15 protein-coding genes and 2 tRNA genes are annotated in these 14,295 nt (G+C 57.5%); 4 read left to right on the top strand and 13 right to left on the bottom strand.

Translation table 11 applies throughout. From position 1 onward, the window contains the following. Window positions 1-41 precede the first annotated feature (41 nt). The 11 genes from asd to ED236_RS00685 all read right to left on the bottom strand — a co-directional run bounded on the left by asd (window position 42) and on the right by ED236_RS00685 (window position 8,986). On the bottom strand, window positions 42-1,154 hold the full coding sequence (gene asd, locus ED236_RS00735; RefSeq protein ID WP_123236041.1) for an aspartate-semialdehyde dehydrogenase: 1,113 nt from the start codon (window positions 1,152-1,154) through the stop codon (window positions 42-44). A gap of 114 nt (window positions 1,155-1,268) precedes the next feature. Beyond that, window positions 1,269-1,388, bottom strand: coding sequence for an entericidin A/B family lipoprotein (locus ED236_RS00730; RefSeq protein ID WP_123236040.1), 120 nt, complete (start codon window positions 1,386-1,388; stop codon window positions 1,269-1,271). 47 nt (window positions 1,389-1,435) lie between these two features. Then, window positions 1,436-1,930 (bottom strand): YajQ family cyclic di-GMP-binding protein, encoded by a 495-nt coding sequence (locus ED236_RS00725; protein ID WP_123236039.1) that lies wholly within the window; start codon window positions 1,928-1,930, stop codon window positions 1,436-1,438. Between the two features lie 3 nt (window positions 1,931-1,933). Further along, window positions 1,934-2,245, bottom strand: coding sequence for a pyrimidine/purine nucleoside phosphorylase (gene ppnP, locus ED236_RS00720; protein ID WP_123236038.1), 312 nt, complete (start codon window positions 2,243-2,245; stop codon window positions 1,934-1,936). A gap of 58 nt (window positions 2,246-2,303) precedes the next feature. Next, on the bottom strand, window positions 2,304-3,641 hold the full coding sequence (locus ED236_RS00715) for an ATP-binding protein (RefSeq protein WP_240031974.1): 1,338 nt from the start codon (window positions 3,639-3,641) through the stop codon (window positions 2,304-2,306). Continuing rightward, entirely contained in the window at window positions 3,641-4,306 is a 666-nt protein-coding gene (locus tag ED236_RS00710; RefSeq protein WP_123236036.1) for a response regulator transcription factor, read from the bottom strand. The genes ED236_RS00715 and ED236_RS00710 overlap by 1 nt, the downstream gene beginning before the upstream one ends. Next, complete coding sequence (locus tag ED236_RS00705; RefSeq protein WP_240031973.1) at window positions 4,306-4,545, bottom strand: PepSY domain-containing protein; 240 nt, start codon at window positions 4,543-4,545, stop codon at window positions 4,306-4,308. Before ED236_RS00705 ends, ED236_RS00710 begins: the two co-directional genes overlap by 1 nt. A 292-nt stretch (window positions 4,546-4,837) precedes the next feature. Further along, window positions 4,838-6,058, bottom strand: a complete 1,221-nt coding sequence (locus tag ED236_RS00700) for an argininosuccinate synthase (protein ID WP_123236034.1) — start codon at window positions 6,056-6,058, stop codon at window positions 4,838-4,840. Between the two features lie 227 nt (window positions 6,059-6,285). Beyond that, window positions 6,286-7,209 carry an ornithine carbamoyltransferase gene (gene argF, locus ED236_RS00695; protein WP_123236033.1) on the bottom strand — a complete coding sequence of 308 codons (924 nt, stop codon included), beginning with the start codon at window positions 7,207-7,209 and terminating at the stop codon, window positions 6,286-6,288. Further along, window positions 7,206-8,396 carry an acetylornithine transaminase gene (locus ED236_RS00690; protein ID WP_123236032.1) on the bottom strand — a complete coding sequence of 397 codons (1,191 nt, stop codon included), beginning with the start codon at window positions 8,394-8,396 and terminating at the stop codon, window positions 7,206-7,208. Before ED236_RS00690 ends, argF begins: the two co-directional genes overlap by 4 nt. Before the next feature lie 80 nt (window positions 8,397-8,476). Next, complete coding sequence (locus tag ED236_RS00685) at window positions 8,477-8,986, bottom strand: urate hydroxylase PuuD (protein WP_123236031.1); 510 nt, start codon at window positions 8,984-8,986, stop codon at window positions 8,477-8,479. A 386-nt stretch (window positions 8,987-9,372) separates the two neighbouring features. On the opposite strand from ED236_RS00685, the gene ED236_RS00680 reads away from it, so the two are divergent. Further along, window positions 9,373-10,491 (top strand): aromatic ring-hydroxylating oxygenase subunit alpha, encoded by a 1,119-nt coding sequence (locus tag ED236_RS00680; RefSeq protein ID WP_123236030.1) that lies wholly within the window; start codon window positions 9,373-9,375, stop codon window positions 10,489-10,491. Window positions 10,492-10,522: 31 nt separating this feature from the next. After that, the gene (locus tag ED236_RS00675; protein ID WP_275669177.1) at window positions 10,523-11,383 is read left to right on the top strand and encodes a DMT family transporter; all 861 of its coding nucleotides are present in this window, start codon (window positions 10,523-10,525) and stop codon (window positions 11,381-11,383) included. Window positions 11,384-11,487: 104 nt separating this feature from the next. Here ED236_RS00675 and ED236_RS00670 read toward each other — a convergent pair whose 3' ends face one another. Beyond that, window positions 11,488-12,129 carry a response regulator gene (locus ED236_RS00670; protein WP_171001664.1) on the bottom strand — a complete coding sequence of 214 codons (642 nt, stop codon included), beginning with the start codon at window positions 12,127-12,129 and terminating at the stop codon, window positions 11,488-11,490. Continuing rightward, on the bottom strand, window positions 12,126-13,847 hold the full coding sequence (locus ED236_RS00665; protein WP_123236029.1) for a PAS domain S-box protein: 1,722 nt from the start codon (window positions 13,845-13,847) through the stop codon (window positions 12,126-12,128). The genes ED236_RS00670 and ED236_RS00665 overlap by 4 nt, the downstream gene beginning before the upstream one ends. Before the next feature lie 175 nt (window positions 13,848-14,022). Here ED236_RS00665 and ED236_RS00660 point away from each other — a divergent pair. Together ED236_RS00660 and ED236_RS00655 are read left to right on the top strand one after the other, a co-directional pair. Next, window positions 14,023-14,098 (top strand) — tRNA-Ala (locus ED236_RS00660). A 64-nt stretch (window positions 14,099-14,162) separates the two neighbouring features. Then, window positions 14,163-14,238: transfer RNA gene (locus ED236_RS00655), tRNA-Glu, on the top strand. The last annotated feature ends 57 nt before the right edge of the window (window positions 14,239-14,295 follow it).

Genomic DNA, 14,295 nt, shown 5'->3' with positions numbered 1-14,295 from the left:
AAGGCACGGGCTGATAGCGCCGGCATTCAGCCTGTGCAGGGTCATTGTGCGACCAGTATTCTCAACATGCGGCGCAATGGCTCGGCTGCGCCCCATAACAGCTGGTCGCCCACCGTGAATGCGGACAGGTAGTGTGGCCCCATCGCCAGCTTGCGCAGGCGACCTACCGGCGTCATCAAGGTGCCGGTCACGGCCGCTGGCGTCAATTCACGCATAGTGATCTCGCGCTCATTGGGGATGACCTTGGCCCATGGATTGGCCGCATCCAGCATGGCGGTGATGTCATCCAGCGGCACATCCTGACGCAGCTTGATGGTGAGCGCCTGCGAATGGCATCGCATCGCGCCGATGCGCACGCACAGGCCGTCGATGACCAGCGGATCGGCGCTGCGCCCCAGGATCTTGTTGGTTTCAACACCACCCTTCCACTCTTCCTTGCTTTGACCGTTACCCAGATCCTTGTCTATCCAGGGGATCAGGCTGCCCGCCAGCGGCACGCCAAAGTGGGCGGTCGGGAAGCGTTCATCGCGCAGGATACCAGCCACTTCGCGGTCGATATCCAGAATGGCAGACGCTGGTTGTGCAAGCAGATCAGCAGCCACGCGATGCGCCTCGCCCATCTGCTTGAGCAGTTCACGCATGTTCTGCGCACCAGCACCGGAAGCCGCCTGATAGGTCATGGAGGTGGCCCACTCGACCAGATCGGCCTTGAACAGGCCATGCAAGGCCATCAGCATCAGCGATACGGTACAGTTACCGCCCACCCAGTTCTTGCCGCCCTTAGCTAATGCCGCGTCGATCACCGGCTGATTGACCGGATCCAGAATGATCACAGCGTCCTGCTCCATACGTAGTGCGGAGGCTGCATCGATCCAGTGCCCATGCCAGCCTGCAGCGCGTAACTGCGGGAATATCTCGGTGGTGTAATCTCCCCCCTGACAGGAGACGATGACATCCATGGCCTTAAGTTCGGCGATGCTGCGGGCATCCTTGAGTGGCGGCACCTCCTTGCCTACCGAGGGGCCTTGCCCGCCGGGCTGCGAAGTGGTGAAGAACACCGGATCGATCAAAGAAAAATCCTGTTCTTCGCGCATGCGTTGCATGAGCACCGAGCCCACCATGCCGCGCCATCCGATAAAGCCAACTGTCAACATTGCGATGTCCTGTCCTGCGTATCTTGGTACTGCGTTTGCAGTACTGCAGGTTTAAAAAATGAAAAAGCGTCAGCGGCCCAAGACGCGCCCGGGCAGCATGACGCCTAAGCTTACTTACTTGGCAGATTTCTGAATGGCTTCGCCACCCTTTTCCAGATCCTTGCCTACGCCAGCAACCGTGTTGCAGCCAGCCAGAAACGCCATGGAAACCAGCAGTAAAAACACTTTGTTCATTGCATTCTCCTAAAAGTTATCCAACCAACATCGAAAGCCTGAAAGCTTCAGTCTCTGAAGTTTCCGAATTGTAATGGAAAATCCGTCACCGATTTTCGCACAAATGCGATGGTGTCCTGCAATAGGTCACGTTTGGCGCCATTGACGCGTACCGTGTCGCCCTGGATGCTGGCCTGCACCTTCAGACCGGAGTCCTTGATCAGCTTGACGATACGCTTGGCCAACTCCGTATCGATGCCATCGCGAATCTTCATCATCTGCTTGACCTTGTTGCCAGAGATCTTCTGCACATCCTGATGGTCCAGGCGCTTGGCACTGTCCGGCTCTTTTTTCTCCAGCGCCGGGAACAGGATGTCCTTGATCTGATCGAGCTGAAAATCCGAATCACCGAACAAAGTGATCTGCTTGTCCTTCTCGTTCAGCTCGATGCTGGCCGAGGTGCCCTTGAAATCGTAACGGTTGCCGATCTGGCGTGCTGCGACATCGACCGCATTCTTCAACGCGACCATGTCGGCTTCGGAGCTGATATCGAACGAAGGCATGATCTACTCGAAATGACAGACGTAATCGACCATCTCGATGGTCTCGATCTCAAAACTGGAATTACCAGGCACGGTGAATTTCTCACCGGCCGCGTAGCTTCTCCAGCTTTCCTCGCCGGCCAGGCGTACCCGGCAGCTGCCGCAGTTGATCTCCATCAGCTCAGGCGAGCCGGTGTTGAAGGTCAGGGTGCTGGGAAAAATGACGCCTACCGTGCAGCGCGTACCATTCGGGAACATGACCGTGTGACTGACACATTTACCGTCGAAATAGACGTTTGCTTTCTTTTTGACACTGACGTGATCGAATTGGGCCATGAGTTTGCTCCTGTTAAACAAGCTGGATTATCGCAAATCGCAGCCGCTAACTCCACAGCTAAAATTTATCCGCATCACGCTCCGGCATGGTCACTGACACGCGCAGGCCACCAAGTCGCTCAGAACGGGAAAAACTGAGCTGACCTCCGTAGCTTTCGACGATGTCACGCACGATGGCCAGACCCAGGCCACTGCCCGGCTTGCTCTCATCGATACGGAAACCACGGGAGGTGAGATGCTCCATCTCCTCGGGCAAGCAGCCAGGCCCATCATCTTCCACGATAAAACGCACACCCCGCTGTTGCAGTATGGTCAGGCTGACCTGGTGCTTACACCATTTACAGGCGTTATCCATGAGGTTGCCCAGCATCTCCAGCAGGTCTTCCTGATCGCCAGCGAAGTGCGCGTCCTCAGCCACCTGGCTATCGATATAGAGCGGCTTGCCCTGGTACATGAGCTGCAAGGTCTGCAGCAGCAAACCGGTTTCACCGTGCAGGTCTACGCGACGGCCAGGCAGCGTGTCGCCGATCAGCCTGGCACGCTTCAATTCACGCGCCACGATACGGCGCATGGCTTCGCTGGTATCCGTGATGGCGACACGCAGCTCCGCATGCTCGGCCAGCGCAGGCGCATCCGCCAGCTGATTGAGTGCGGCCAGGCGTGTGTTGAGGGCATGTGCCAGATTACCCAGCGCTTCGCGCGAACGTTTGCTGCGCTTGCCCATGGTGGCCAGCAGTCGATTCAATTCATTGATGACAGGCGCGATCTCGGCGGGGGCAGCGCTGGAAACGCGGTCGGTCTCGCCGCGCTGCAACTTTGCCATGTCACCGCGCAGATTCATCAAGGGGCGCAAGCCAGTGCTGACGATGCGGTACTGCAGCAATAGCAACAACAGCAATACCAGCAGCGATAGCGTACCGTTCAATATCTGGAACTGCTGCATACCGGCGCGCAGCTTGCTGGTGTCTTCGGCCACCGCGATGCTGATATTGCGCCCATGTTTGCGGTACCCCTGCACCAGGACCAGCAAAGGCTGTTGCTGTGGGCCGCTGGCCTTGAAGTGCACGGTGACGCCAGGATTGAGCTCGGCAACGGCCAGCTCGCTATCCCACAGGGAACGCGACAGCAGCCCCTGCCCTGCACTACTGATGCTGTAATAATGACCGGAAAAAGGCCGCTGATAGCTGGTGTTGATGCGCGCTTTATCGAGCACCATCCTGCCATCCGCCTCAATATCCACACCGGACAACAGGCTTTCGGCGTCCTGCTGCAAGCGTATCAGGACTTGATCTTCGGCGAGGTGACGGATCACGATGCTGGCCAGCACCCATTGCAAGGTCAGCAACAGCACCAGACTGACGGTAAGCCCCAAGGCCAGGCGTACGCTGAGCCGCATCAGGCACTCAACCCGAACACATAACCTTGACCACGCCGCGTCTGGATCAGCTCAGCCCCCAGCTTGTGGCGCAAGCGGTTGATATAGACTTCGATGACGTTGCTGTCCTTGTCGCTGTCATTGTCATACACGTGCTCGACCAGCCTGGTCTTGGACAGCACTTGCCCGGGGTGCAGCATCAGATAGCGCAACAAGCGGTACTCGGTGCCGGTCAGCGGGTGGCGCTGTTGCTGCGCATCCACCACGCTCTGCGTGGCTTCGTCCAGCATCAGGCCATCGATGGTCAGTGGCCCTGCCAGTTGCGATTGGCTGCGTTTCAACACCGCACTGACCCGTACCAGCAACTCCTCCATCTGGAACGGCTTGCTCAGGTAATCATCCGCACCGGCACGAAAGCCCTCTACCTTCTCCTGCCAGCTGCCACGGGCGGTCAGCACCACAACGGGCAAACGGTTACCCCGACTGCGCCAGCGCGCCAACACCTCAAGACCGGGGCGACCGGGCAAGCCCAGATCGAGGACCGCCAGATCGTAAGGCTCGATATCGCCCAGCGCCTCGGCATCCATGCCATCCACCGCCAGGTCGACGGCATAACCGGCGCGCTGCAAAGCACTGCGCAATTGCGGCCCCAGTGTTGCATCGTCTTCGACCAGCAACAGGCGCATCAGTGATCCAACTCCAGCTTGATCAGCTGACCGGTACTGGCATCGAGCTTAAGCTCCCACACATTGCCTTTGGCATCCAGCACCTCCACCTCGTAGATGTAACGGCCCTTTTTCAGCTCCAGCTCGGTTTCAAGGATATCGCCGGGCCTGATCGCCAGTGCCTGACTGGCGATCTTCTCGAAGGAGAGGATATATCCCGATTTCACCAGGTCGCGCGCCTCGGCCGGGCCGATGTCCATGGCATGTGCTGGCCCTGTCCATGCATTTGCCAGCAGCAAGACAGTTAAGAGCATGCGTGTGAGCGACATGAGTGAATCAATCCATTCTGCTTCATTTGCCTGTTGTGTCTGCTGTTCAGCGCCGTTTGCGCAAGCATACTCCGTATATCAACAAGCACAGTTTAGAGCGAGTTGCTGAATCCAGGCTGAACGAATGCGGCCTCGGGCCAGCGCAAACAACAAAGCCAGCATGCGCTGGCTTTGTTGATCTGGCTTTAGTCAATACAGACTGTGCTGACTAGCTATCAAACCATCAGGACAGTTTGCGGCGATTGGCGGCGATGCGCATGCGCAAGGCATTCAGCTTGATGAAGCCGCCTGCATCCTTCTGATCGTAGGCACCCGCGTCATCTTCAAAGGTCGCGATGGTCGGGTCGAACAGGGAATCGGTATCGCTATCACGCCCGGCCACGATGACGTTGCCCTTGTACAGCTTGAGGCGCACCCAGCCGTTGACGCTATGCTGCGTGTGATCGATCAGCGTTTGCAGCGCAACACGCTCAGGACTCCACCAGTAGCCGTTATAGATCAGGCTGGCATAACGTGCCATCAGGTCGTCCTTCAAATGGGCCACTTCACGGTCCAGTGTGATGGATTCAATCGCACGGTGGGCTCTGAGCATGATGGTACCGCCCGGAGTCTCGTAGCAGCCACGCGACTTCATGCCCACATAGCGGTTCTCGACCAGATCCAGACGACCGATACCGTGCTTGCCGCCCAGCGCATTCAGGTGCGCCAGCAAGTCGTGCGGGGCCATGGCTTGCCCATTCAGGGCGACCGGGTCGCCGTTCCGGTATTCGATGTCCAGATACTCGGCGGCATCCGGCGCTTTTTCCGGGCTCACCGTCCAGCGCCACATGTCTTCTTCCGCTTCAGCCGCCGGGTTCTCCAGATGACGACCTTCATAGCTGATGTGCAGCAGATTGGCGTCCATGGAATACGGGCTACCGCCCTGCTTGTGCTTCATCTCGACCGGGATGCCGTTGGTCTCTGCGTAGGCCAAGAGCTTTTCGCGCGACAACAGGTCCCATTCACGCCAGGGCGCGATGATCTTGATGTTGGGGTTCAGCGCATAGGCACCCAGCTCGAAACGTACCTGGTCGTTGCCTTTGCCGGTGGCACCATGCGAGATGGCAACGGCATTGGTTTCCTTGGCGATCTCGATCAGGCGCTTGGCGATCAGCGGACGGGCGATCGAAGTGCCCAGCAGGTATTCACCTTCGTAGACGGTGTTGGCGCGGAACATCGGGAACACGAAATCGCGCACGAACTCTTCGCGCAGATCGTCGATGTAGATCTCCTTGATGCCGAATTTCCTGGCCTTCTCGCGTGCCGGCTCCAGCTCCTCGCCCTGGCCGATATCGGCCGTGAAGGTCACCACTTCACATTGATAGGTATCCTGCAGCCACTTCAGGATCACTGAAGTATCCAGGCCACCCGAATAGGCCAGCACCACTTTCTTGATATCACTCATTACTTTAGTTTTCCTGTGTTACCCAATGTATTAAAACAATATTTAAATCAAAACAGGCTGCATTCTACTGCTACGCTCTTTACTGCTACGCCTTGTTGATACGTCCCAGCAAAAGGAATTCCAGCAGCGCTTTTTGTATATGCTAGCCGTTTTGGCTGCGGCCGCCGCATGGCGGCTTAACATCGCTACGCGAGTTAGCCTGCACCGAAACAGGCTGCATTCTACTGCTACACCTTGTTGATACGTCCCAGCAAAAGGAATTCCAGCAGCGCTTTTTGTACATGCAGCCTGTTTTCAGCTTCGTCCCAGACCACGGAATGCGGACCGTCGATGACATCGGCAGAAACTTCCTCGCCGCGGTGCGCGGGCAGGCAGTGCATGAACAGCGCATCCTTGGCTGCCACCTTCATCATATCGGCATCCACTTGCCAGTCGGCGAAGTCGCGCATGCGCTCCTCGTTCTCGGCTTCGAAGCCCATGCTGGTCCACACATCCGTGGTGACCAGATCAGCACCACGCGCCGCTTCCATGGGGTCAGCGAATTCTTCATAGTGGGCATGGCCATACAGACCAGCGCGCTCCTGCTCGACCTCGTAACCGGGCGGCGTGGAGACATGCACGTTGAAATCCAGCACTTCCGCCGCCTGCAACCAGGTGTTGCAGACATTGTTGGAATCGCCTATCCAGGCCACCGTCTTGCCCTGGATAGGGCCGCGGTGCTCGATGAAGGTCAGGATATCCGCCAGGATCTGACAAGGATGGTATTCATTGGTCAGACCATTGATGACAGGCACGCGCGAATTGGCCGCGAAGCGCTCGATGATCTCCTGCTCGAAGGTACGGATCATGACGATGTCGCTCATGCGCGAGATCACCTGCGCCGCATCTTCCACCGGCTCGCCACGCCCCAGTTGCGAGTCACGCGTGTTCAGGTAGATCGCGCTGCCACCCAACTGCTGCATACCCGCTTCGAACGACAAGCGCGTACGCGTGCTGGCTTTTTCAAAGATCATCACCAGCGTACGGTCGGTCAGCGGCCAGTATTGCTGATAATCCTTGAACTGCGCCTTGATCCACAAAGCGCGTTCGAAGATGTAGTCCAGCTCATCACGACTCAAGTCATTGAATTGCAAAAAGTGACGGATACTCATTTTGCACCCACCGTCAGAAACTGTTTGATCAAAGGTACCAGTATGGCGACCAATTGCGCAGCTTCTGCGCGCTGGATAATCAGCGAGGGCAGCAGGCGCACCACACTGTCTGCAGTGACATTGATCAGTGCACCCGCTTCCAGGGCCTGCGCGACCAGTTCGCCACAAGGGCGATCCAGCTCGATACCGATCATCAGGCCGGCATTGCGCACCTTCAGCACGCCCGGCACATCCTTGAATGCCTGCAGGAACTGCTCGCGGATCCAGTCGCCTTGCTGTTGGGCATTTTCGCGCAGTTTATCCTCTGCGATGGCGTCCAGCGTGGCCAGCGCAGCCGCACAGGCCAGCGGGTTACCACCGAACGTGGAGCCATGCTTGCCATAACTGAATACGTCAGCCGCAGCGCCATGCGCGACACAGGCGCCGATAGGCACGCCCGAGCCCAGCCCTTTGGCCAGGGTCATCACATCAGGCACGATAGCGGTGTGCTGGAACGCGAACCAGGTGCCGGTACGGCCTATGCCACTCTGCACCTCATCCACCATCAGCAACCAGCCATGGCGGTCGCAAATACGACGCAGACCTTGCAGATAAGCGGCCACGTCATGGGGGATGTTGATGCCGCCCTCCCCCTGCACGGGCTCAACCAGCACGGCGACCACATTCTTGTTGTGCGCGGCGATCTGCTCGACAGCATCCAGATCATCGAAGGGCACGCGCACGAAACCACTCACCAGCGGTTCAAAACCAGCCTGTGCCTTGCGATTACCGGTGGCGGACAAGGTCGCCATGGTACGGCCATGGAACGCGCGCTCCATGACGATGATCTCCGGGTTCTCGATACCCCGCTGATGCCCATATAAGCGTGCCAGCTTGATGGCAGCCTCGTTGGCTTCACAACCGGAGTTGCAGAAGAACACCTTGTCCATGCCGGCCACGGCACACAGTTTGTCCGCTAGCGCGGCCTGTTCGGCGATCTGGTAGATATTGGAGACATGAATCATGCGCGCTGCTTGCGCATTGATGGCGGCCAGCAGCTTGGGATGGGCATGACCCAAACCATTGACGGCGACCCCGGACAAGGCATCCAGATAGCGTTTGCCATGCTGGTCCCACAGCCAGACGCCTTCGCCCCGTGCGAAAGTCACCGGCTGCCGATTGTAGGTATTCATTAAATGTTGCGACATGGCTTGCTTCTATGCTCGTTACTACTCGTTAAAAAGAAAACGGCGGCACCCGCCGCCGTGTGCACTCTAATACGGCAATATTACAGACCGATGAGTGCCTTGTGGGTGAGGCCGTTCACCATAAAGAACAGCATGGGTATCGACAGCATGGTGTTGGTCCGTGATGCCAGAAAAGCCAGCCGTCGGGCTTTTGCTTTTTGTTCGTCACTGGCGGGCACCATGCCCAGTATGCGTTTCTGATTCGGCCAGATGATGCCCCACACGTTGAGCAACATTATGGTGCCCAGCCAGGCACCCACGCCGATCGCTGCATAAGCAGGCTGCAAGGTAAAGGCATCCACAAAAGCCGGCCCTAGCAACGCAGCCCCCGCCAGCCAGGTCACCAGTGCCGACCAGCGGAACCAGAACAAAGCACGTGGTGCCACATATTTGGTTATGCCTGCGCCACCCGGACCACCCTGATCTGCCGCCGCAGCGGCCATGGCAGGCACTTGCACCAGATTGAAGTAGTACAGCAGGCCCACCCAGGCCACACCGGCCACGACGTGAACCCAGCGAAACAATGCGCCGATTTCGATACCGTATTCCATGGTCAGGCTCCTGCCGTCAAACAGTTCACCACAATCAGATAGAGCACCACCGTCAGCAACAAGCCGGATATGACGGTACCCGAGATCGAATCCAATGGATTTTTCATAACGTGCATCCCTCTCTGAAATGGTTGCAGGCAGCGCTAAATGGTTGCACAACAGCACCTTGAGGTTAGCTGAAAAGCGGTCAACAATCAAGAATAGGCTTGTTTCCAGGTCGCATTTTGACCAGCAAAAACGCAAAATTCACTTGAAAAAATCTGCGTTTAGGGCAAAATCCAATGGGTATATGGCATTCTTGGCAACGTAATCGCTAGCCAGCTTGCTTAAGAATCCAGGCCAGCCAGTTTTGACAGACTGCTTGCTTAAAATGTAGATGAAGCACGATGGTCACACTCACCTCAGTTCCAGTTTCCGATCTAAACAAAGCCACACTTAAACGCTCGCATATCCCGGTGTCCTGGTATGTGGATCCGTCCATCTACCAGCTCGAACAGCAACACCTGTTCCCGCACCAGCCTGCTTACGTGGGCCATACGCTGATGGTGCCCAATCCGGGCGACTTTCATACACTGGGCTGGATGCAGGACGCGAAAGCGCTGGTGCGCAATCAGGGTGGCGTTGCCCTGATCAGCAATGTCTGCCGCCACCGCCAGGCCGTGATGCTGGAAGGTCGCGGCCATGCACAGCACATCGTCTGCCCTTTGCACCGCTGGACTTACAACCTGCGTGGCGAATTGATGGGCGCTCCGCATTTCAACGAAAACCCCTGCCTCAACCTGCACAACACCGAGCTACAGGAGTGGCAAGGCCTGCTGTTCGCTGGCAAACGTGACATCGCTCGCGATCTAGCCAAGCTGGGCTGCAAGCAGGATTTCGATTTCACCGGCTACATGCTGGACCGCGTGATGGTGGAAGAGTATGACTTCAACTGGAAGACCTTCATCGAAGTCTATCTGGAGGATTATCACGTGGGGCCGTTCCATCCGGGTCTCAACCAGTTTGTCGATTGTGAACAGCTGGACTGGCAGTTCGGCGACCACTGGAGCGTGCAGACGGTAGGCGTCAAGCAGGCGCTCAACAAGCACGGCAGCCCCACCTACCAGCGCTGGCAGCAGCAGGTGCTGCAATACAATCAGGGTAAAACACCCCGGCATGGTGCGATCTGGATGGTGTATTACCCATTCCTGATGATCGAGTGGTACCCCAACGTGCTAGTGGTGTCGCACCTGATCCCGCGTGGCCCACATGCCTGCAGCAATGTAGTCGAGTTCTACTATCCGGAAGACATCGTCCTGTTCGAGCGCGAATTCGTGGAAGCGCAGCAGGCGGCTTACAACGAGACCGCCGTCGAAGATAAAGAGATCTGCGAGCGCATGCACCGTGGCCGTCAGGCATTGCATGCGCAGCAACTGGATGAATCCGGTCCTTATCAACACCCCATGGAGACCGGTCTGGAACATTTTCATCACTGGTTGCACCTGCAGCTTGATCGCCACCTCTGATAACGCCCCTGATCTCATCAAGGCTTGAGCCATGAGCCGCCCGCGCATCGGCAGCCTGTGGATGCTGGTGGCCGGCCTGCTGTTCGCCATCATGGGTGTGCTGGTCAAGATAGGCGCGCAGAAATTCTCCAGCGCAGAACTGGTGTTCTACCGCTCGCTGTTCGGTCTGGTGTTCATCGCCCTGGTCGCTCAGGTGCAGCACCTGTCACTACGCACCAGCATGCTGGGCATGCACATGTCACGCTCTTTTCTGGGCTTTCTGGCGCTGGTGCTGTTCTTTTATGCCATCAGCGAGTTGCCACTGGCCACCGCCGTCACCTTGAATTACACCTCGCCCATCTTCCTTGCCATCGCCATGCCCTTCATGCTGCACGAGCGGCCCAGGCCCTGGCTGGTGGGGGCGGTGTTATTGGGCTTTATCGGCGTGGCGTTGCTATTGCGCCCCAGCATGCACGCTGACGAGCTGCTGGCGGGCGGATTGGGCCTGTTATCCGGCATCCTGGCGGGCATCGTGTATGTGCAGGTGACCCAGCTGGGTCGGGCCGGTGAGCCCGATTGGCGCACCGTGTTCTATTTCACGCTGGTGTGCACACTGGGCGGTGGGGCCTGGATGCTGCTGCACCGTTTCACTATGCTGAACTGGAGTGACCTGCCATTGCTACTGGGCATAGGCGTCAGTGCCACACTGGCACAACTGGCCATGACCCGCGCCTATCGCACCGGCAGCCCGCTTGTCGTCGGCAGCCTGGCTTACAGCACCGTGGTACTGGCCAGCCTGTTCGGCATCGTACTGTGGGGGGAAACACTCTCCACCGACCGCTGGCTCGCGGTGGCGCTGATCATACTGAGTGGGGTCATAAGCGTGGCGGCCACGCCACGCGTCAAACAATAGCCGGGGCGGCCACGCCACGCGTCGTACTGCAGACCGGGCCGCGACGACGCGTCAAAAAAGTGGCTATGACTTGGCAAGCACATCCAGAGCCAACAAATCACAAATCAAGGATCGATCAGACCGGAGCGCATGGCGATCAGCGCGATCTCGGCTGAGTTGTTGGCATTCAATTTCTGCTTGATGTTGTAAAGGTGGGTGCCCACGGTGCGGGGTGACAGACACAGGGTATCGGCGATGTCGTTGGTGCTCTTGCCCTTGGCCAGCGCGATGAACACTTCAAACTCCCGATCAGACAGCACATCCACCGGATTCTGTTCGCCAGAAAGCTGCTGTATCGCCATCTGCTGCGCGATGCTGGCTTCCAGATAGCGTTTGCGTCCGGCCACCGTGCGTATGGCTTTGATGAGCTCCTCGGCAGCACTGCGCTTGGTCAGATAGCCCATGGCACCGGCGCTCAGCACGCGCTTGGGGTGCACCGAATCTTCATGCGCAGACAGCACCAGGATGCGCGCATTGTTGTCCTTGGCCATGATGCGCTCGATAGCCTCCAGGCCGCCTATACCGGGCATGGTGATGTCCATCACCACCACATCCGGCTGGTGTTCCTGATACATCTTCACACCCTGCTCGCCGTTCTCGGCCTCGGCGATCACCTTGATATCGGCTGCCGATTCCAGCAGCATCTTGAATCCCATACGCACCACGGCATGGTCATCCACCAGCATCACCTTGATAGTACCGCTCATGTTGTCTGACTTCCTTTAGGTATGTTCACGTGGATGGTCGTGCCTTGTTGCGGTAAGGATTCCAGGCTGAAGCTGCCGCGTAGTGCCTGCGCACGTTCGCGGATGCCTAGCAGACCAAAGTGGCTGGTCTGATCCACCATGCAGATATCCATGCCTGCACCATCGTCCTTGATCGTCAGCTGCAACTCACCTGCCGCACTCATGGCCAGCCTGATCTCGATGCTGCTGGCCTGGGCATGACGGATGGCATTGGTGACCGATTCCTGCACGATGCGATACAGATTGATATTCAGCGTTTCACCTAGGGCATCCAGTTCGCCAGACAAGTTCAAACTGAAGCGTATGGTCGGGTTCTGCGCCTGCCAGTTGGAAACCGCGTCGCGCAAGGTCTCGGACAAGCCCAGATTGTCCAGCGACCCAGGACGCAGCTGGCGGATGATGTTATGCATGCCGTCGTAGATATGATTGGCCGCCGCCACGATGGTCTGGGCATTGGCCTCGATCTCCGGCATCTGGGTTCTGGCCTTGTTGGCGATCCCCACCGCAAAGGTCTTGATCGCCGTCACGTATTGCCCCAGCTCATCGTGCAGCTCCCGCGCCAGGCTGCGTCGCTCGTCTTCGATATGGCGCTGGATCAGTTGCGTCAGCTGACGGTTCTCTTCCAGCTGCTTCTCGGCAGCCTCGGCATGCTTGCGCTCGGTGATGTCGCGCATGCTGCAGATGTCGCCCATCACTTCACCGGTACGCGGGTCCACCATGGGCGCCGCAGACAATGACACGTCGATCAGCCTGCCGTCACGCGCCAGACGCTGCGTGTCGTAATGCTCGATATGGTGTTTATTGGTCAGTGCGCGCAGATTCTGCGCCAGATCTTCCTGATAATCCGGCGGCGTGAGCATGGTGGCAGATTTGCCTATCATCTCCTCCGCACTGTAACCAAAGATACGCTGCGCGGCCGGGTTGGAATACGAGATATTGCCGTTGGTGTCGTGAATGATGATGGCATCTGCGGTCTGATCCGCTATCAAGGCCAACTTGCGGTTCTCTTCCGTGCTGGCCTGCAGCGTCGTACTCATCTGGTTGAAGTTGCGGGCGATGCGCGAGAACTCTGGCAGCCGGAACTCGGTGAGACGCGTGGTGTAATCGCCCTGCTCCACCCGGCTGATCGCCCCCATCACGGCATTCAAGGGACGTAACCAGCGCCCCAGCATCCAGTACACCACCAAATTGAGCACGATGAAGAAGCCCAGCCCCACCCAGAGCAGGTCACTAAGCCTGGTCCAGGCCTCACGGATGGCACCACCTGGTTGGGATTTCACTTCCAGCGTGCCGTAACGGATACGACGGTTAACCAGCTCTTCGGTCGGCATCACCATGTGCGAGAACCACTCCGGTGGTGTGACATCAGCACGATAGCGTGACGGAGGGGACTTGTAGATCAACTGACCTCGGATGTCATACAAGGAGATCTCATTGCTGCGCACATGACCCAGCGATTGCAGGAAAGCGCGCAGTACATCATGGGTATAGCCCCATTCCGGGTTCTGGTAAGAGCTGATGATGACGGTATCCAGCAGCTGGATGGTGACGCGAGTGGCTGCCTCCACGCCTTCCTGGATAGAAGTGCGCATGCCCTTGATCACAATGCCGCCCACTGCGGTCATGAACATCAGCAACACCACGGTGATCAGCAGGTTCAAACGAAAGCGTAAGCTCATCATGCGCGCATTTTCTTTTTTGTATAAGCGATCAACGTCGCATTATTACGCTGACGCTGATGAATGTCATCCGGTGATTCATCAAGCGCACATGCTGATTTTCATGAAGCTGCGATTCAGTGTCGAATTGTGATTGACAAGGTGTCTCCGCGTCTTTAATATTGCGCCTCTTTTCGGGGGTATAGCTCAGCTGGGAGAGCGCTTGCATGGCATGCAAGAGGTCAGCGGTTCGATCCCGCTTACCTCCACCAGTAAAAATTTTTACTGGAAAAAGACGGGTTTTGTAGTAAAATGTTGTTCGTTAAAAGTTCATAGGTCCCCATCGTCTAGAGGCCTAGGACACCTCCCTTTCACGGAGGCGACCGGGGTTCGAATCCCCGTGGGGACGCCAGACAAAAAGCCACCGCAAGGTGGCTTTTTTATTGCCTGAACCCTTTGTGCCTGACAT

Source organism: Pseudomethylobacillus aquaticus, assembly GCF_003730115.1.
In the GTDB taxonomy this organism is placed as follows: Bacteria; Pseudomonadota; Gammaproteobacteria; order Burkholderiales; family Methylophilaceae; genus Pseudomethylobacillus; species Pseudomethylobacillus aquaticus.
Note: the sequence above shows the minus strand (reverse complement) of the source record. Positions and strands in the feature narration are given on the sequence as shown.